Here is an 18,150-nt window from a genome sequence, read left to right on the forward strand (position 1 = left end):
CCATGGCGGCGGGATCGGTCCCCGCGGATGTCGGGCCACTGCGCGTGCCGCACGGACTGCCTGGGCATCTGGTCGGATTCGTCGAGGCCCTACGGGCGCGCGGGATTCCGGTCGGTCCCTCGGAAACGGTGGACGCGGGTCGCGTGGTGACTGTGCTCGACCTGATGGACCGCGAGGTTCTGCGCGAGGGCCTGGCCTGCGCGCTGCTGCGGCGCATCACGCATCGCGCGACCTTCGACGGGCTGTTCGACCTGTGGTTTCCGGTCGCGATCGGTGAGCGCACCGCGGCACCGGACGAGGTCGAGATTCCGCACACACGCACAGGTGACGTGGACATTTCGGCGCTGCGCGAGCTGCTCGCGGAACTGCTGGGGCAGGAGCAGGCCGCCCCGCAGCTGGAAGCACTGGCCGCGCAGCTGGTCGAACAGCTCGGTCAGTACCAATCCACCCGTGGCCCTTCGTTTTCGGCGTACCAGGCGTTGCGCGAGGTGCAGCCGCAGACGTTGCTGGCCAAGATCGTCGCAGGGCTGGTCGCCGGACCGAACACCAGCGACTTCGACACCGAGATCGCCCGCCGCGCGGTGCGGCAGCGCATCGACCGCTTCCGCGCGACCGTGGAGGCCGAGACCAGGCGGCGGGTCGCCGAACAGATCGGCCGCGAGCGCGTCGCGATCTACGGCGTCGCCCGCCAAGCCGAGGAGGTGGACTTCCTGCGCGCCTCCGAGGCCGAGCTGGCCGAGCTCAAACGTGGTACGCAGCGCCTGGCGCGCATCCTCGCGGCACGTCTCGCGGTGCGGCGAAGGCACTCTCGCCGCGGCGAGATAGATCTGCGGCGCACCCTCCGCAAATCCATGTCGACCGGCGGAGTGCCGATCGACCTGGTGCACCGCAAGCCGCGTCCGGGCCGCCCCGAGCTGGTGCTGCTCTGCGATGTGTCCGGCTCGGTGGCCGGCTTCAGCAACTTCACGTTGCTGCTGGTGAGCGCGTTGCGCGAACAGTTCTCCCGGGTGCGGATCTTCGCGTTCGTCGACCAGGTGGACGAGGTGACCCGGTTCTTCGATCCACACACTCGGCTGGACACCGCGATGGCGAAGATCTTCACCGAGGCGAGCGTGGTCGGTGTGGACGGACACTCGGACTACGGCAACGCGCTGACTGGATTCGCCGGGGACTATCCCGACGCCGTCACCAGCCGAAGTTCGTTGCTGATTCTCGGCGATGCCCGCACCAATTACCGAGACCCGGAACTGGCGACGCTGCGGTCGCTTGTCGATGTCGCCAAACACGCGCACTGGCTCAACCCGGAGCCGCGCAACCAGTGGGGTTCGGGCGATTCCGCCGCCGACAAGTACGGGCAGGTGATCGAGATGCACGAGTGCCGCTCGGCGAAACAGCTGACCGCCGTGGTGTCCCGGCTGCTGCCGGTCTGAGCAGACGGCCGCGAACGAGCGAAGGTCGTCTTGTCCGCCGCTGGACGGCCGAGACGACCTTCTGGCTAACTGGGCTCAGAGAGGCAGCCTTCAGCCTGGAGCTGGGTGTACATCTCGTCGGAGACGGTGATCTTGCCGCCATTACCGGCTGTCAGCACCGCATCCGCGTCCACGTCCACCCCCGAATCGATGGCGCAGTCCAGCAGGTCGGCGGAGACGGTGACGGATTGGTCGGCGTGTGCCGCACCGGCTCCGATGATGGTTGAACAGGCGAATGCCAGAGCGATAGCACCTGTATTGACGAATCGCACGAGTGTCCTCCTTCGAATAGCGGTTGTGCACAGCTTGCGTTGGTCTCTCGTCCGGGTGATCGAACTGTCCTGAGGATGTCAGGCTCCCGGGCAGGCGTCTCGCCGCCTGCGGTTGCAGACCCTGACCAATCGATGTCGTCTCTGGTCGAACGCATCGGCGGCTCCGGCGATTCGTCGCACGATGTCAGCCCGGCTGGGTCGGGGCGAATGAAGCGAACCCCAACCCCGCCGAAGGGTCGTGCCCTGCGCTCTACCGCTGATCGAAAAGGGTTCGTTAAGCGAACCATTGGCGTACGCCGACAAGATCGGTTGCATGGTGAACAGAACGCCGAATGGTTCAGCGGCAGTGGGGACCAGCTATTCGTTCCAGGTCGATCTGCGCGGAATCGTCGATCTCCTATCCCATCACCTGTATTCCAGTCCCAGGGTCTATCTGCGTGAGCTGCTGCAGAACGCCGTCGATGCGATCACGGCGCGTTCCCAATCGGATCCTTTGGCGCCCACCTCGATTCGGCTGGTCGTGGACGAGACAGGTCTGCGAATAAGCGATCCCGGCGTCGGGTTGACCGAGGCCGATGTGCACCGCTTCTTGGCCACCATCGGGTGCTCGTCCAAACGCGATGACATCGAGGGAGCGCGGCGAGAGTTCCTCGGGCAGTTCGGCATCGGGCTGCTGGCCTGCTTCACGGTCGCCGAGACCATTCGGGTGGTCACTCGATCGGCTATGGACAGCTCGGCCCTTCCGGTCGAGTGGCTGGCCGCCGCGGACGGTACCTACACACTGCGCGCGCTCGACCCACGGGAGCACCCGGAGCCGGGTACGACGGTGTGGCTCACCCCGCGCGCCGGGACGGAGTCGTGGTTCGCGCCGAACCGGGTGATCGACCTGGCGCGCGAGTTCGGGTCGTTCCTGCCCTATGCGGTGACGGTCGAGTCCGACGGGGTCGTCGCGCCGGTCACCGAGGGCATACCGGTATGGCGGCGCAATTATCCGACGGCTGGGGAACGCAGAACCGCGCTGCTCGACTACGGGGTGCGGGCACTCGGCTTCGCGCCGCTCGACGTAATCGAGCTCGATGCCAGAGCGGCCGGGGTGAGCGGTGTTGCCTACGTGCTGCCGCAGCCCGGAAATCCGGCCGAGAGCAGCGCGCACCGGGTGTACCTGAAGGGCATGCTGCTGGGTGACGCGGTGCGCGGCGTGCTGCCGGACTGGGCGTTCTTCGTGCGCTGCGTGATCGACACCGATACGCTGCGGCCCACCGCGTCGCGGGAGGGACTCTACGAGGACGAGCGGTTGGCCATCGTCCGGGAGGCGCTCGGCGACCAGGTGCGTGACTGGCTCACCGAGATCGCCGCCGCGCAGCCGCAGCGGCTGGCGGCGTTTCTGTCGGTGCACGCGCTCGGGGTCAAGGCGATGGCCAGCCACTCGCCGGATCTGTTGCGAATCATGCTGCCGCACTTGATATTCGATACCACCGACGGCCGGGTGCCGCTGACCGAGTTCACCCGTAACCACCGCACGGTCCGGGTGACCTCGACGGTCGAGGAGTTCCGCCAGGTGGCGCCGACCGCCGCCGCGCAGGGGATCGGCATCGTCAACGGCGGCTACACCTACGACCGCGACCTGGTGGCGCTGCTTCCGAGGCTGCTGCACGGCATCGAGGTGGTCGACCTCGATGCCGACGCGATTACCGCGGCGCTCGATCCGGTCGATCCGGCTGAGGAACTGGCATTCACGCCGGTGCTCGGTCTCGCGCGCACCGTGCTCGACCCGCTGTCTTGCGATGTGATCCTTCGGGCTTTTCATCCGGTGTCGGTGCCCGCGCTCTACCTGGACGGTCGCGCGGCCCGCAACGAGCGCACCAGAACCGAGACCGTCGAGGACGCCGACGAGCTGTGGACCGAAATTCTGGGCGCCCTGGAAGCGGCCGCGCCGCGCGCCCGGCTCGTCCTCAACTATCACAGCCCGATCGTGCGCAGGCTGACCCGCATCGAGGACCCAGGCTTTCTGAAGACAGCCGTGGAATCGCTGTACGGCCAAGCCCTGCTGATGACCCACCGCCCGCTGCGCGCAGCCGACACGGCGCTGCTCAACCGGGCCTTCGGCGAATTCCTGGGCTGGGCGACGCAACATGCCGCGGGCCGCGGCGAAGGGACGGAGTGAGCATGGATTCCGCCGAGATCACTGCCGCCCTTGCACAGGCCTGCGCCCTGCCACCGGGCCGGATGCGTACCGAACGACTCGAAACGCTCTCCGCTGCCGCGAAAACGGGACCGGACCGCGCGCTCGAGGGTCGTGTGCTGCTGGAGCTGGCCAAGTCCTATACCTATGCGGGCGAACGTGATCTGGCGCCGGTCGCATACGGCAGGCTGCTGCGCAGCTACGACGACAACCCCGCGGAGATGGGATCGATGACTCATTTGGTGCACTGGTACTTGAAGTGGATGACCTGGGGGTTGATCGACAACCCCGCGATGCCGCTGCCGACGGTGTATCGCTGGTTCGACGAACTGGAGGACCGCTACCGCCAGCGCGGGTACAGCCTGCGCCCGGTGCTCGCATTGCGTTCGGAGCTGGCCCGTGAGATCGGGGACCGTGAGGGTGCCGCCGCCCTGCTGGAGTCAGCGCTCGCGGCGCCGCGCGACAGCATGTCCGATTGCGATGCTTGTGAGCGCAACGAATGGGGCACCGCCAGGGTGTATCTCGGCGACGACGAGGCCGGTCTCGCCCACTGGCAGCCCGTGCTGGACGGCGATCGGACCTGCGCCGAGGAACCGCACCGGGTGCTCGCGCAGGCCCTGCTGCCGCTGGTGCGCACCGGCCGCGTCGCCGCCGCGCGCAGCGCGCATCTGACCGGGTACCCGTTGGTGCGGCACACCGAGGACCTGCGGCCCTCGGTCGCGCTGCACCTAGAGTTCTGCGCGCTGACCGGCAACGAGGCGCGCGGGCTGGAAATCCTCGCCGAACACCTGAGCTGGCTCACCGACCCGGGCGCGGACGCCGCCGCACGGCTCGCCTTCGCGACCGGCGTCTGCGTGCTGTTGCGCAGACTGGTAGCGCGCGGCCTGAATGATCTGCCGCTCGGGGCGGAGACCGTGGAATCGGTGCGTGCGGACCTGGAGGTCGAGATCGGGGACTTATGCGCCAGATACGACGCACGCAACGGCAACAGCACGGTCAGCCTGCGGACAGCCGCTCGACTCGCCGCGCAACCGCTGCTGGACCAGCTGCCGCTCGGCGTGGGCAGCAGGCTGCCTCATCCGACGAGCGTCCCGGCCGCGATTCCCACCGCTGACGACTTCACCGGCGACCGGGTCGCCGAGGCGCGGCGGCTCGCCGAACTCGGTTCCGCCCGGCTCGCCGCCGCGCCCGAAGAGGCGGAGGCACACCTGCGGGAGGCGCTGACGTTCGGCGCGGCGGTGCTGCCCGATGATCACCTCGCCCGGCTCGGCTCGCAACTCGTCATCGCGATCGCGAGCCGGCCGGACCGCACGCTCGACTTGGCCGACGCCGCGGTCCGCGCCGCCGCCCGATGGGAGGGCCTGTCCGAACCGGACGTGCTGCACCACACCATGGTCGCCGCGCGCGCCTTCCATCGCGCCGAGCGTCACGGCGAGGCGGTCGCATTGTTCGACCAGGCGTTCGCGGGAGCGGAAATTCCCTACCCGCCCGCCGAATTGGCCGTGGTGCGAGCGCAGTTCGGCCGATCGCTGACCGCGCTGAACCGGCACCGCGACGCGGCGCACCACTTCATCGAGGGGGCTCGCCTCGTCGAGCACGACCCGGATCGCAAGGAACTGCACGCTGATCTCGCGTGGTCGGCCGCCGCCGCCCTGGAGTGCTGCGGGCAGGACGACGAGGCGGTGTCGGCCTACCGCCGCGCGGCCGAGCTCTGGGCAGACTTGGGCCGAGTGGTGTCCCAGGCACGCTGCCAGCGGTCGGCGGCCTGGCTCCAGGTGTACGCCAGCGGCGATCCGGAGCGCTGGCTCCCGTCGATGCGGGCGCTCACCGACGAACTGGCGGCGCTGGCCGATCACTCGACCGAAGCGGCCGAGGAACTCGCGCACACCCGCGAGCAATTGGCTCGGATGCTGGCGATCGGCGATGAAGCGAAGCTGAGCCCTTAGTACCGCATCGGCATGCCGACACGTTCGACATCACTTGGGCCACGCGTTCCCGCTTCTGGGGAGTCTTTCGGCGAGGGAGGCATGCAGACTAGCGGTCGTGCATTGATATCGTCGGCAAGAAGGGCCCTGATGTCGCAAAGCCTCTCCGTGGAGACTTTCTCGCACAACGAGGTCGGCTACATTCCCGATCCGTTCCCTTTCTATGCGAAGATGCGTTTCGCGCAGCCTGCGTATTTTTCGGAAAGAATCTTCGGCGGCACGTGGCTTTTCTTTTCGTACGCGGATTGCCGGGCGCTCATGTCGGATGAGCGATTGTCCAACTCACGGGCGGACGTACCCCTGCGGTTCCTGCCGCCCGATCAGCAATCCGGCTTCGGCGATATGCTCAGCGTGTTCGAACGCTGGTTGGCCTTTCACGACGGCGCGAGCCATACCCGGTTGCGGCGGCACGCCAACCGCAGCTACGCCCCGTTTCGCGACGAGCGGGTCGAGCCATTGATCCAGCGTGTGGTCGCCGATTTGCTCGACGGTATCGACCAAGACGAATTCGATATGATGTCGGATTTCGCCTTTCCGCTGTCGGCCATCGTTATCGCGGACCTCCTTGGTGTGCCGAGCGAGGCCCATGCCGATCTCACACGGTGGACCGACGATATCGCCCATTTGTTCGGGTCCACTCAGGTATCCACCGAACACGTCCATCGAACGCAGCGCAGTACTCGGGAGCTGGTGCGGTTCCTGTCCGCGCCGGAGTCCGCGAGACGGTCCGAACAGCGCGGCGGCTTGATGCACCAGATGCGCCGTACCGAAAGCCACGGTTACCGATTCGATGAGGAAGAAGTCATTGCCCAGTCCGCCTTGTTGCTGTTCGCCGGTGCCGCATCGATCCGATATCTCATCGGAAACAGCGTGCACGCGCTCGACCAACGGCCACCGCATGAGCGGCAGTTGCTGCTCGAGGAGAACACCGCGGCCACGGCTGTCGAGGAACTGCTGCGGTACTGCAACCCGGTCCAGTTCATCGGTCGTGTCGCAGGCGCCGACTTCACCTACCTCTGTCGCAACGGTGTGGAAGCCCCTATTCGGGAGGGACAGCCATTGTTGCTGTACATCGGATCGGCTAATCGGGATGCCGAGAAGTTCTCCCGAGCGGACGAGCTCATCCTCACCCGGCCGAGCCCCAACGAACACCTGACCTTCGGAGCCGGCCGGCACCTGTGTTTCGGCGATCCACTGGTGCGCTCCACGACCCGAATCGGGTTGGCATCGCTCTATCGCCGAATGCCCCATCTGCGGGTGTGCCGGCAAGATCTCGACTGGAACAACAACCTCGGATTTCATGGCTTTCAGTCATTGCGCGTCACCGCGCGTGCGTGAGCGAGACAGACTCGATACGGCACTTCGGACGAGAGGGTTGTGCATGGTTACCGATGCCCTGGAGAACTTCGTCGATGGCGAATTCGTGACGCCGAAGGACGCGGTCTACCAGGATGTGATCGACCCGTGCACCGCGGAGGCGTACCTGCGGGCGCCGATCTGCGGCGCGGCCGATGTCGATGTGGCGGTGCGGGCCGCGACGGCCGGCTTCGAGAAGTGGCGGTCGACAACGCCCGCCGAACGGCAGCTGGCACTGCTGCGTATCGCCGACGAGTTGGAGCGGCGTGCGGACGAGTTCACCGAGGCGGAGGTCCGCAACACCGGGAACCGGGCGGCGTCCGATGTGTCCCTTGTCGTCGACCAGCTGCGCTTCTTCGCCGGCGCTGCGCGGATACTCGAGGGCAAGTCCGCCGCCGAGTACGTGCCGGACCACACCTCGTATGTGCGGCGCGAGCCGGTGGGCGTTTGCGCGCAACTGGCCCCCTGGAACTATCCGTTGATGATGGCGGTCCTCAAGGCGGCTCCCGCGATCGCCGCGGGCAACGCCGTGGTGCTGAAGCCAGCGGAGACCACACCGACCACCGCGCTCATGTTCGCCGACCTCGCGGCCGCACACCTACCCGCCGGGGTGTTGAACGTCATTTGCGGCGGGGACGACACCGGGCGCCGCATGGTGGCACATCCGACTCCGAGCCTCGTGTCGTTGACCGGATCCGTCGAGACGGGGATCGAGGTCGCCAGAACCTCGGCGCCGCACCTCAAACGGTTGCATTTCGAGCTCGGCGGCAAGACACCTGTGATCGTGTTCCCGGACGCGGACATCACGGCTGTCACGGCGACCGCCATCGAGGCCGGATTCGGCAACGCCGGGCAGGATTGCACGGCGGCGACCCGCATCCTCGCCCACCATGAGATCTACGACGAACTGGTGGACGCACTGGTCACCGCCGCCCGCTCGTGCCGGACCGGACCACCGTCGGATCCGGGGGCGCTGTACGGACCGCTGAACAACGCCCGCCAACTCCAGCGGGTATCAGGTTTCCTCGAGCGGCTCCCGTCGCACGCCCGCGTGCTGACCGGAGGCGCGGTCGCCGGTGACATCGGCTACTTCTTCCAGCCGACGGTTGTCGCTGACGTGCGCCAAGACGACGAGATCACACAGCGTGAGGTTTTCGGACCGGTGATCACCATCCAGCGATTCGCCACCGAAGACGACGCCGTCCGGGCAGCCAATGGAGTCGACTATGGGCTCGCCGCCGGTGTGTGGACGCGCGACGACGCGCGGGCGATGCGGCTCTGCCAGCGGCTCGATTACGGCACCGTGCGGGTCAATACGCACTTCGCCTATCCGTCCGAAATGCCCCATGGTGGCTTCAAGTATTCCGGGTTCGGTAAGGACCTGTCGACGTACTCCTTGGATGACTACTCGCGAATCAAGCATGTGGTACACCACACCGGATCATCCAACTAGCACATGAGGAACTCGCGGATGGAAGCGATCGAACGGGCGATCTCCGGTTGGCGCGCCGCGCTCGGTGCCTCGGCGGTCTCCACCGACCCGCGCGAGCTCGCGCACTACGGGATGAATGTGTCGGAGTTCGCGGCGCGCGACCTGCACGCTGTGCTCCGGCCCACCTCGCTCGACGAGGTGCGCGGCGTCATGGACGTCGCACGCGCCACGGATGTTCGGGTGCATCCGGTGAGCACCGGACGCAACTGGGGATTCGGCTCGGCGCTGCCGAGCCTCGGTCCGGTTGCCCTGGTCGACCTGGCAGGCATGAACCGGATCGTGGACATCGATACCCGCTTCCGGTATGCGGTGATCGAATCAGGTGTGACCCAGGGACAGTTGTCCAGGCACCTTGCCGAGCACGGAACTCGGCTCAAGCTGAACGTGACGGGCGCGGGCACCGACACCAGCATCGTCGGGAACGTGCTGGACCGAGGCTGCGGCAATCTCGGTGCTCGGGTGGACGACTTGCTCGGCGTCGAGGTGGTGCTCGGGAACGGGGGAGTCGTGCGGACCGGCCTGTGGCATCTACCCGACCACGGAACCGTGGTTCACCACTACCCGCCCGGCCTCGGCCCAGACCTGCGCGGGTTGTTCGTGCAGTCCGGCTTCGGCATCGTCACCAAAATCGTTCTGCGCCTGCATCCGGTCGCGCCGCTGACGGTAGTGACATTCGAAGTGGCCGAGAGCCGCCTTACCGAGGTGGTCGACGCACTGTGGCTCGCCAAGGACGACGGTGTCATCACCGGACACCTGCGGATCACCGACGGCACCGACCCGATCATCCGGTATTTCGGCAATACCGATCCGTCCGTGTGGAAGGCGCAGGTCGTGCTCAACGGAGTCGCCGCCATGCGGGCCGAGGCAGTGCGCGAACTCCGGCGGCGACTCGACGGTTCGACGGATCACTTCGTTGCGGCCGACACCGAAGGTGACCAAACCCCGCCGGAGAATACGCAGGACCGGTTACTGGCGCAGGCGCGACTGGGGCTGGTGAACGGCACGCCCTCCGACCGCCTGCTGATCGGGTTCGCCGACATGGCCGGCAAGTCGGTGCCGCCGGACTCGGTGGATCTCGATCACGACCGTGACCTGCCGGGCATGTTGTGCGCGAATGTGACACTGCCGTTCGCCGGGGGCCGGATGGCAGCATGCTCCTCGATCGTGCGCGCGACGGCCGAGGAGGCGAGGATGCCGACCTCGCAGCTGTACGAAAGAGCCGGTGCCACAGCGCTGTTCGGCTTGTTCCCGTTCTACTTCGACCGGAACGACGCACGTGCGGTGGCCGCGGCGCACGCCTACAAGGATCTGTTGCTGCGCCGACTCGAAGCCGGGGGAATCTATCCGGTGCGGATGGACGTGGACTCGATCGACCGGTTCATCGAGCGAACAGACGACGATTTCTGGCGCTGTGTCGCCGCCATCAAGCGAGTCCTCGATCCGCACGACATCCTGTCCGGCCGATACACCCCGACCACAAGCTCTTGAAGTCGCCCCGGTTCTTTCGAGCGGAAGTCGCAGAAGCGGGGTCAGCCTGTCGAGGACCGCTATCCGAACCCCGAGCAGCTCGGGGCGATGGCGAAGGCGATCACGCTGTCGCGCACTGTTTGCAGACATTCGCTCCGAACTACTGGTGCGGCTCGATGCTCAGGACACGAGGGGTTGCTCGTCCGATTCGGTCAACTTCACGATGTACAGTCCACCGCGCTCGGCCTTGACGTCCGTCACCTCCAGTTGAGTGCCCGGCAAGAGGATGAATTCCTCTTCGTCGGTGAACGCGGAGAAATTCCGGATGCTCACCGCCCGGGTGGGGAGCACCTCGAAGAGTGTCCGCTTACCGCGACTACCGAGGAATGCCCGCGCCACGCTGGGCTTGGACGTGCAGGAGGACACTCCCCACCAGGTCACGGTCCGGCCTGGCGAATACTGCGCACGCAGGTCCAGCGATACCCCGCGCCACAACGGCTCGCTGCGGGTGGGAAGCTGCGACACCGCCGAGAACAGCAGTCGCAGGTACGGGAGGTATGGGAGTAGTTTCGCCCGGTCCGGGGCGCGCAGGACGGTGTTGATCTGCCGATAGAAAGCGGACTCGCAGGTGTAGAGGTGGAGCGCGGCAATCGCGTCGGCGGACGGACTCCCGCTCGTCTGGTCCGCCCGCCTCTTGCCGAACTCGTGCGACGGCGCGGCGTGCCGGTCGAGACCGGACAGCAGCTTGGCGACCGGGGCGATGGCGTCGTGGAAGTCCATGAGCGGGGTCTCGAACACACCGGTGATCGCGGGGAGGACGAGCCCCTCGTCCTTGACGCTCGCGAGCCGTTCGAGGTACAGCTGATGCAGCTCCATGGTGGACGCGATGAACGCGCCCATGCGTTCGGCAATACCGTGGTCCGTCCCGCCGGCTTCCGCCGCAAGCTTGTTCCACCCGGTGCTCGGCAACCAGTCGATCTCCTCGGCGCCCAGCGCTGCGAGGGCCGCGTTCACCGTTTCGAAATGGTCACCGTTGCAGAAGATGTCGCCCTGCGCCGCGGGATTGGCGTGGTCTACATGCCGGACCTCGACCTGGGGATACTTCTTCTGGAGTCGCAGGACAACATTTTTCAGACTGCGTGCGTGGGCACCCCACCACGCGAAGACGACACCACGGTCGGCCTCGTCGGCGTTCTGCTTGGCCCTGAGGATCTCTTCGACGATCCGCTCGGCAACGGGACGCCAGAACGCCGTGTGCTGGTCGGTTCCCATCGCCCCGTCGCCACTGGCGGTGAGCGCCGCGTTCAGCAGCAGCACGCCCTGGGTGAGCATCGCCTGGAACCATTCCGGCGGCTGGACGGTATCCTGCTCGTGCAGCAGTGCGCGAATGTCGGCAATCGGGGTCTTCTTGGGTATGCCGTACTTCCACATCGCCGCTGCTTTGATAATGCAGCGGATGCTGACGACCCTTCCGAACTGGCTGTCTTTCCAGTTGTGGAAGCTGTTGTCGAACATGGCGATGCCGGTGGCGCTCTCCGGCCGCGGGTACGGGTTCTGGCCGAAGACGACGACCTTCCACTTGTGCGGTGGATTGGGCTTCAGCGCCTGGAAGGTCAGTTCCCGAACCGGAACCACGTGCGGGCTTCTGCCCGGACCCATGAACATGGCCGCGTCCGGCTGTGCCTCAATGACCGGCTTCAGCAGTGGAAGCCACGGTTCACCGCCGCCTTTGAACAATTCAGCAAGGGCAAGCGGATCGTTTGTGCTCACCATCGGCACTATATGTCATGAAATACGCTCGGGGAGCGGCCATGTCAGTGGGGCGCTGTAGCGTCGCGAACGGTGGAAGAACCGGATCTCTATTGGAGTGGATCATGAGTATGAACCGAGTGCAGGCGCCGCTGAGGGTGGTGTTGACCGACATCAACCCGCACGTTGTAGAGGCGTGGCGGGCGGCATTCGCCGACAACCCCGAGATCGAGATCCATAGAGGCTCAATTCTCGAGAAGTACGTCGATGCCTGGGTCACCCCGACCAACTCCCGGGGTCGGATGGACGGAGGGGTCGACGCGGTCATCAAGCGGCACCTCGGGGCGGGGATCCAACTGCGAGTGCAGCGGACGATCCGTGATCAGTGTGCAGGAAGACTTCCGGTTGGAAGCGCGGTGTGCGTTCCGTCCGGGGCGACCAACCCGAAGTTCCTGATCTCCACGCCGACTATGGAAACGTCGGCACAGAACGTCAGCGAAACCCTGAATGTGGCCTTGGCGTGTGCTGCCGGGTTCCAGGCGATCCACCGACAGAACAACGAGGCGCCAGGCAGCATCGAGTCTGTGGCGCTGGTCGGCATGGGCGCCGAAACCGGCCGTGTGCCTGCCCGCGTGTGCGCCAACCTGATGTGGACGGGCTACACGTTGTTCAAGGACTACCGGTTCGAAGACTACGACGACCTGCGCAGCACAATCATCGCGCAACTCGACGACATCGAAAATGCGCCCACCGACCAGCGGGTACGCATCGTGCGACCCGAACGCTCCGCGACCGGCCGCTGATCGACCGGCATTCTCGGACGGTGCGGTCACCAGGTCCAGCGCACGTCGCGGGCGCCCGCCTCGAGATCATCCTTCACGAAGGCGTGTGAACTCGAAGAACCCGACGGGCCATGCGCTGCACTTCACTCCTGGCGGGTGGGAATCTTTCACCGTTGACGTGCAGGAATGGCGAGTTCACTGCCTCTGGAGCTCGAGAAAGCCCTGTGCGATGCGTGTCATGTCGACCATGGTGCCGAGCCCACCGCGTGGGCGGTCGTCCGCAGTTGACGTCCGCCCCGCTGACCGGCCCGAGCAGGCCGGAGCCGACCCGTTAAGCTCGGCAGTCATGCACGAAACAGGTCGGCGCCGCCGCAAGCTGGGCGTGATGGGCGGCACGTTCGACCCTATCCACCACGGTCACCTGGTCGCGGCCAGTGAGGTCGCGAACCGCTTCGACCTGGATGAAGTGATCTTCGTCCCAACCGGCGAGCCATGGCAGAAGGCGCATAAGCAGGTCAGCCCGGCCGAGGACCGCTATCTGATGACCGTTATCGCGACCGCGTCCAACCCCCGGTTCTCGGTCAGCCGCATGGACATCGACCGTGGCAAGGTCACCTACACCGTCGATACGCTGCGGGAGATGCAGACGCAGAATCCCGACGCCGAGCTGTACTTCATCACCGGTGCTGACGCTCTGGCCAGCATCCTGACATGGCAGGATTGGGCGGAACTGTTCGAACTGGCGAAGTTTGTCGGGGTGAGCCGTCCGGGGTACGAGCTGAACACCGATCATCTCGAGGAGCATCTGCGGGATTTTCCGGCCGACGCGGTGACCATGATCGAGATCCCGGCGCTGGCGATCTCGTCGAGCGAATGCCGTCGCCGCGCCGCCGAGAACCGGCCGGTGTGGTACCTCGTCCCCGACGGCGTGGTGCAGTACATATCGAAGCGGCACCTGTATGTGCCCGGAGCAGCGGAAGGTAGCTGAGCGTGAGCGAGCGCAGCGAGGTGCGGGTATGACGGCGTCTGTCGAGTCGGTGGAGATTGCGCAGGTAGCCGCGCGTGCGGCGGACGAGAAGCTGGCCGCCGACGTGGTGGTGCTCGACGTGTCCGAGCAACTGGTGATCACCGACTGCTTCGTGATCGCTTCCGCGCCCAACGAGCGCCAGGTGAATGCCATCGTCGACAACGTGGAAGAGAAGCTGCGCGCGGCCGGGCACAAGCCGGTCCGGCGCGAGGGCACCCGAGAAGGCCGCTGGGCACTGCTGGACTACGTCGACGTCGTGGTGCACATTCAGCACAACGACGAGCGCAATTTCTATGCCCTGGAACGTCTGTGGAAGGATTGCCCGGTCGTGCCGGTCGAGGGGATCACCGGCACGCCGGAGGTTCGGTCCGGCGCGGCGACGGAGGACGAGGCCCGGTGAGCGAACGAGCTGTCGCGACAACATGCTTCGCGGCCACGCCGATCATCGGTGGGGCGAGACCGTGAGCAAATACGCCGGAGTGCGCACCTTGATCCTGCTGCGCCACGGGCAAACCGAATGGAATGCCACCGACCGGATGCAGGGCCAGATCGACACCGATCTCACCGAGCTCGGTCGCAGGCAGGCCAAAGAGGCTGCCCGCGAACTCGTGTCGCGCAACGCCATCGCGATTCTCTCCTCGGACCTGCGCCGTGCGTTCGACACCGCTACGGCGCTTGCCGACCACACCGGGCTGACCATCGCCCCGGACACCCGGCTGCGGGAGACCGACCTCGGCGACTGGGAGGGATTGACTCACCTCGAGGTCGACGCCGACTACCCGGGCGCGCGCATGGCGTGGCGGCTCGACGCGAGCTACACCCCGCCGAACGGTGAGAGCAAACTCGAGGTCGGCGCGAGGTCGCTGCCGGTGGTCCAGGAATTGCTTGTCGAGCGGCAGGACTGGCCCGGCCGGACTATCATCCTGGTGGCGCACGGCGGGCTGATCGCAGCCCTCACGGCCGCGCTGCTCGACCTGCCGCCCCAGAACTGGCCCATCCTCGGAGGACTGGCCAACACCAGCTGGGTGCAGCTCAGCAGCCACGGCCCGAGCATCGAACAGCCCGGCTGGCGTCTGGATGTGTGGAACGCAGCGGCGAAGGTAGCACCCGATGTCCTCTGAAGAGCCGATCAGGTCGGTCCCGGACGAACTGTTCCGGAAGGTTTCGGCCAAAGCCGAACGACACTTGCCGGACGCGCTGTTCGGCGGCCCGCCACCGGCTCGACACGAATCCGGTGTCCAGCCCGACGGAGCGTCGTCGGGCGCGATCGGTGAATCCGGCGCGGCGGAAACGCCATCCGCCGAGGAATCCGATGGAGCGGACGCGGAGGGTGACGCAGCGGTAGCCGATGCTGTCGGAGTCGTCGTCGCGGATGGTGATGTCGCGGCTGCCGCCGTGGTGGAGTCTGCTGATCCGGCAACCGATTCCGTCGTCGTGGGGGTCGAGACCGGCCCATCCGCCGCAGCCGCCGTCGATATCGACCGCATCCGCGACGACGAGCTTGCCGTCGGGGTCGTCGCCGACGCCGAAGCCGCCACCGCCGCGTGGCCTGCGGCTGACGCCGAGGTTGCCGCCGACGTGGCCCGTGCCCTGAACGCGGAGCTTGCGGCTGATGCGGAGCCTGCCGCCGACTCGGAAGTCGCTGCCGCCCAGTGCGCCGCCGATGCGGAGGTTGCCACGGACGCGGGGCTTGCCGCCGCAGACTCGGCCGCGGATGCGGAAGTTGCCGCGGCCGCGGGGCTTGCGGCTGATGCGGAGCTTTCCGTGGACCCGGAAGTTGCCGCCAACGCCGATTCTGCCACCGGCCTGGTTCTCGCAGCGGAGTCGGAATCAGTTGCCGAGTCCGCCGCTGACGCGGTAATTCAGGAAGCAGAGTCTGTCGTAGTTGCCGAATCTTCCTCTCCCACAGCAGAATCGGTGGAAGTGGAAGAACCCGCCGAACCGCGGAATTCCCCGCGCCCCGTGCTGCTGGTGATCGCCGACTCGCTCGCCTATTTCGGGCCGAAGGGTGGGCTGCCCGCCGACGATCCGCGGATTTGGCCGAACCTGGTTGCCGCCGAATTGGATTGGGACGTCGAACTGGTCGGCCGTATCGGCTGGACCTGCCGCGATGCCTACTGGGCACTCATCGGTGATCCGCGCGTGTGGGCCGCGGTACCGCGCGCCGGTGCGGTGGTCTTCGCCGTCGGCGGCATGGACACGCTACCCTCGCCACTGCCGACCGCGCTACGTGAGCTGATCCGTTACGTGCGCCCGCCCGCCATCCGCCGCGCGGTCCGCGCCACCTATACCTGGTTGCAGCCGAAACTCTCGAAACTCGGCCGTCCCGTGGCGCTTCCGCCGAAGGTGAGCGTCGACTACCTGGAACAGTCGCGCGACGCGCTGGCTCAGCTGCGGCCCGATCTGCCGGTTGTCGCGGTGCTGCCGTCGGTGCATCAATGCGACGCCTACGGGCGCGTACACTCCGGTCGGGAGCGCGCCGTCAAGGCGTTGCGAGCCTGGTCGGGCCGCACCTCGGTGCCGCTGGTCGACCTCGCTGAAGCGGTGCGCGACAACATCTTCTCCGGTGAGGCGAACCCGGACGGAATCCACTGGGGCTGGGCGGGGCACACCGCCGTGGCCAACGCGATGGTGAAGACCCTGCAGGAGGTTCGGTAGTCCGTGGCCGTCGTGGTCGTCACCGATTCGTCCGCCAGCCTCCCTGCCGAACACGTCGACGAGCTGGATATCGTCGTCGCCCCGCTGCATGTCCTGATCGGTGACCGGGCAATCAGGGAAGGTGTGGATCCGGTCGATATCGACTACGCCGCGGACACGGTGACCACTTCCGCGGCGTCGCCGGGGGAGCTTCGCGCGGTGTACGAGCAGGCACTGATGCTCAGCGGCGGTGACGGCGTTGTCGCGGTGCACATTTCCCGGCAACTGTCCGCGACCTGGGAAGCGGGTCGGCAGGCTGTCCGCGACATGGACGCCGCCGACCGGGTGCGCCTGGTCGACTCGCTGGGCGCTGGGCTGGCGACCGGGCTGCCGGTGCTTGCCGCCGCGCGGCGGGCGCGTGCCGGGGCACCGCTGGACGTCGTCTACGACACGGCGGTCACCACCTCCAGCCGCGCCCGCGCGTTCATCCTCGTCAACCGCACGGAGCAGCTGCGGCGCGGTGGCAGGCTGTCGTCCGCGGCGGCGTTCTTCGGCACGGAGTTGGTCACCAAGCCGCTGTTGCACATCGTCGAGGGGCGACTCGAACTCCGCGAGAAAGCCCGCACCCGCTCCAAGGCGTACGCGAAACTCGTCGCGGCGGCCGTCGACGCCGCAGGCGAGGGCGGCGCGGCGGTCGCCGTCCAGCATCTCGCCGCCGCGGACGCGGCAAACACCGTTGCCGCCCAGTTGCGTGACCTCATCCCCGGCATCCGTGAACTCGTGATCGCCGAATTCGGCCCCATTCTCGCCGTCCATCTCGGCCTCGGCGCCGTCGGCGTTCTCGTCGTCCCCGGCGGCTGCGCCTGACCCGAGCAGCGATCTCGGTGATCCGTATTCGAGCGCGGCGGGCATCGGTCAGGAGCTTGCTCGATGTGCCGAACGTCGGTGCGCTCCCCGATTTCTGCTGATGGACGGCTCCATTCCACAGAAACCGGCAGCGGTGCCACTCAGCCGGCAAAGCGCACTCCGCAGCGCGGCCGCAGCCGATAGCTGTACCGCACCACTTCATCCATCCCGACAACCCAGCCGCCACCACCGACATCAAAAGGAGGAAAGCGCTTCCTCCCGCTCGTGAACGAGGAGGAATTCGCGCTGAGCATCTGATGAGGAGTTCCGCGATTCCACCGATCCGTCCGCCGCTGACCGTGTCCTCGGTCCACTGGGAGCATCCCGATGCGGTGGCACTGCGTGCGGAGATGGCCGCCGAGGTCCGACCGCGCTACGCCGACCTGGAGCAGACGTTGCGCACCGACCCGCATGCGGTCGATCCCGCCACTGTGCACCGCACCTTCGTCGCGTACTCGGATGAGCCCGTCGGCCACGCCGGGATCCGCTGGAACGTCGACGATCTCGAAGTCAAACGGATGTTCGTTCGTCCGGCGCACCGCGGTTCCGGCGCCGCGGCGCTGCTCCTGGGCGCCGCCGAGGACGCCGCCCGCGCGGCGGGGCGCCCGCGACTGATTTTGCAGACCGGTCACCTGCAACCGGAAGCGGTTCGGTTCTACCGACGCAGTGGCTACCATCGGATTCCGATCTTCTCGCCGTACGAGCCGCTGCCGTTGTCGAACTGCTTCGCCAAAGATCTGAGCTGACGTGTCGGATCAGCGTATTGCGGAGGAGGAATGGCGGGGTGCAGTCGGTGTCGCGCCAGGCTTGTCGCAGCCGCTGACCC

The 18,150-nt window shown here is 66.9% G+C and carries 15 protein-coding genes; 13 read left to right on the forward strand and 2 right to left on the reverse strand.

Features of this window, described 5'->3' with window-relative positions; genetic code table 11:
• The first annotated feature begins 2 nt into the window (after nt 1-2).
• Entirely contained in the window at nt 3-1,430 is a 1,428-nt protein-coding gene (locus AB0H00_RS16225) for a VWA domain-containing protein (protein WP_357266406.1), read from the forward strand.
• A 65-nt stretch (nt 1,431-1,495) separates the two neighbouring features.
• Here the strand turns inward: AB0H00_RS16225 and AB0H00_RS16230 are convergent, their stop codons facing one another.
• Nucleotides 1,496-1,741, reverse strand: a complete 246-nt coding sequence (locus tag AB0H00_RS16230) for a hypothetical protein (protein WP_357266408.1) — start codon at nt 1,739-1,741, stop codon at nt 1,496-1,498.
• A gap of 313 nt (nt 1,742-2,054) precedes the next feature.
• Between AB0H00_RS16230 and AB0H00_RS16235 the strand changes: the two genes are divergently transcribed.
• The 5 genes from AB0H00_RS16235 (at nt 2,055) to AB0H00_RS16255 (ending at nt 10,244) form a co-directional block, all read left to right on the forward strand.
• Nucleotides 2,055-3,905 (forward strand): HSP90 family protein, encoded by a 1,851-nt coding sequence (locus AB0H00_RS16235; RefSeq protein ID WP_357266409.1) that lies wholly within the window; start codon nt 2,055-2,057, stop codon nt 3,903-3,905.
• Between the two features lie 2 nt (nt 3,906-3,907).
• A complete protein-coding gene (locus tag AB0H00_RS16240; protein WP_357266411.1) occupies nt 3,908-5,869 on the forward strand; it encodes a hypothetical protein in 1,962 nt (653 codons plus the stop codon).
• A gap of 129 nt (nt 5,870-5,998) precedes the next feature.
• Nucleotides 5,999-7,246, forward strand: a complete 1,248-nt coding sequence (locus AB0H00_RS16245) for a cytochrome P450 (RefSeq protein ID WP_357266413.1) — start codon at nt 5,999-6,001, stop codon at nt 7,244-7,246.
• A 43-nt stretch (nt 7,247-7,289) separates the two neighbouring features.
• Nucleotides 7,290-8,717 carry an aminobutyraldehyde dehydrogenase gene (locus AB0H00_RS16250; RefSeq protein WP_357266415.1) on the forward strand — a complete coding sequence of 476 codons (1,428 nt, stop codon included), beginning with the start codon at nt 7,290-7,292 and terminating at the stop codon, nt 8,715-8,717.
• An 18-nt stretch (nt 8,718-8,735) separates the two neighbouring features.
• On the forward strand, nt 8,736-10,244 hold the full coding sequence (locus tag AB0H00_RS16255; RefSeq protein WP_357266417.1) for an FAD-binding oxidoreductase: 1,509 nt from the start codon (nt 8,736-8,738) through the stop codon (nt 10,242-10,244).
• 159 nt (nt 10,245-10,403) lie between these two features.
• On the opposite strand, the gene AB0H00_RS16260 is transcribed toward AB0H00_RS16255, so the two are convergent.
• Entirely contained in the window at nt 10,404-11,993 is a 1,590-nt protein-coding gene (locus tag AB0H00_RS16260; RefSeq protein ID WP_357266419.1) for an ADP-ribosyltransferase domain-containing protein, read from the reverse strand.
• A gap of 104 nt (nt 11,994-12,097) precedes the next feature.
• Between AB0H00_RS16260 and AB0H00_RS16265 the strand changes: the two genes are divergently transcribed.
• From AB0H00_RS16265 to AB0H00_RS16295, 7 genes are all read left to right on the forward strand, one after another.
• A complete protein-coding gene (locus AB0H00_RS16265; protein WP_357266421.1) occupies nt 12,098-12,775 on the forward strand; it encodes a macro domain-containing protein in 678 nt (225 codons plus the stop codon).
• A 325-nt stretch (nt 12,776-13,100) separates the two neighbouring features.
• Entirely contained in the window at nt 13,101-13,742 is a 642-nt protein-coding gene (gene nadD, locus AB0H00_RS16270) for a nicotinate-nucleotide adenylyltransferase (RefSeq protein ID WP_357266622.1), read from the forward strand.
• Nucleotides 13,743-13,770: 28 nt separating this feature from the next.
• Nucleotides 13,771-14,181, forward strand: coding sequence for a ribosome silencing factor (gene rsfS / locus AB0H00_RS16275; protein ID WP_357266423.1), 411 nt, complete (start codon nt 13,771-13,773; stop codon nt 14,179-14,181).
• 22 nt (nt 14,182-14,203) lie between these two features.
• Nucleotides 14,204-14,902: a histidine phosphatase family protein gene (locus tag AB0H00_RS16280; RefSeq protein ID WP_357266425.1), complete on the forward strand. Its 699-nt coding sequence runs from the start codon at nt 14,204-14,206 to the stop codon at nt 14,900-14,902.
• An 802-nt stretch (nt 14,903-15,704) separates the two neighbouring features.
• Nucleotides 15,705-16,439, forward strand: a complete 735-nt coding sequence (octT, locus tag AB0H00_RS16285) for a diglucosylglycerate octanoyltransferase (protein WP_357266624.1) — start codon at nt 15,705-15,707, stop codon at nt 16,437-16,439.
• Between the two features lie 3 nt (nt 16,440-16,442).
• Nucleotides 16,443-17,285 (forward strand): DegV family protein, encoded by an 843-nt coding sequence (locus AB0H00_RS16290; RefSeq protein ID WP_357266427.1) that lies wholly within the window; start codon nt 16,443-16,445, stop codon nt 17,283-17,285.
• A gap of 296 nt (nt 17,286-17,581) precedes the next feature.
• A complete protein-coding gene (locus tag AB0H00_RS16295) occupies nt 17,582-18,070 on the forward strand; it encodes a GNAT family N-acetyltransferase (RefSeq protein WP_357266429.1) in 489 nt (162 codons plus the stop codon).
• Nucleotides 18,071-18,150 lie beyond the last annotated feature (80 nt).

It is taken from the genome of Nocardia sp. NPDC023852, assembly GCF_040639505.1.
GTDB lineage: Bacteria > Actinomycetota > Actinomycetes > Mycobacteriales > Mycobacteriaceae > Nocardia.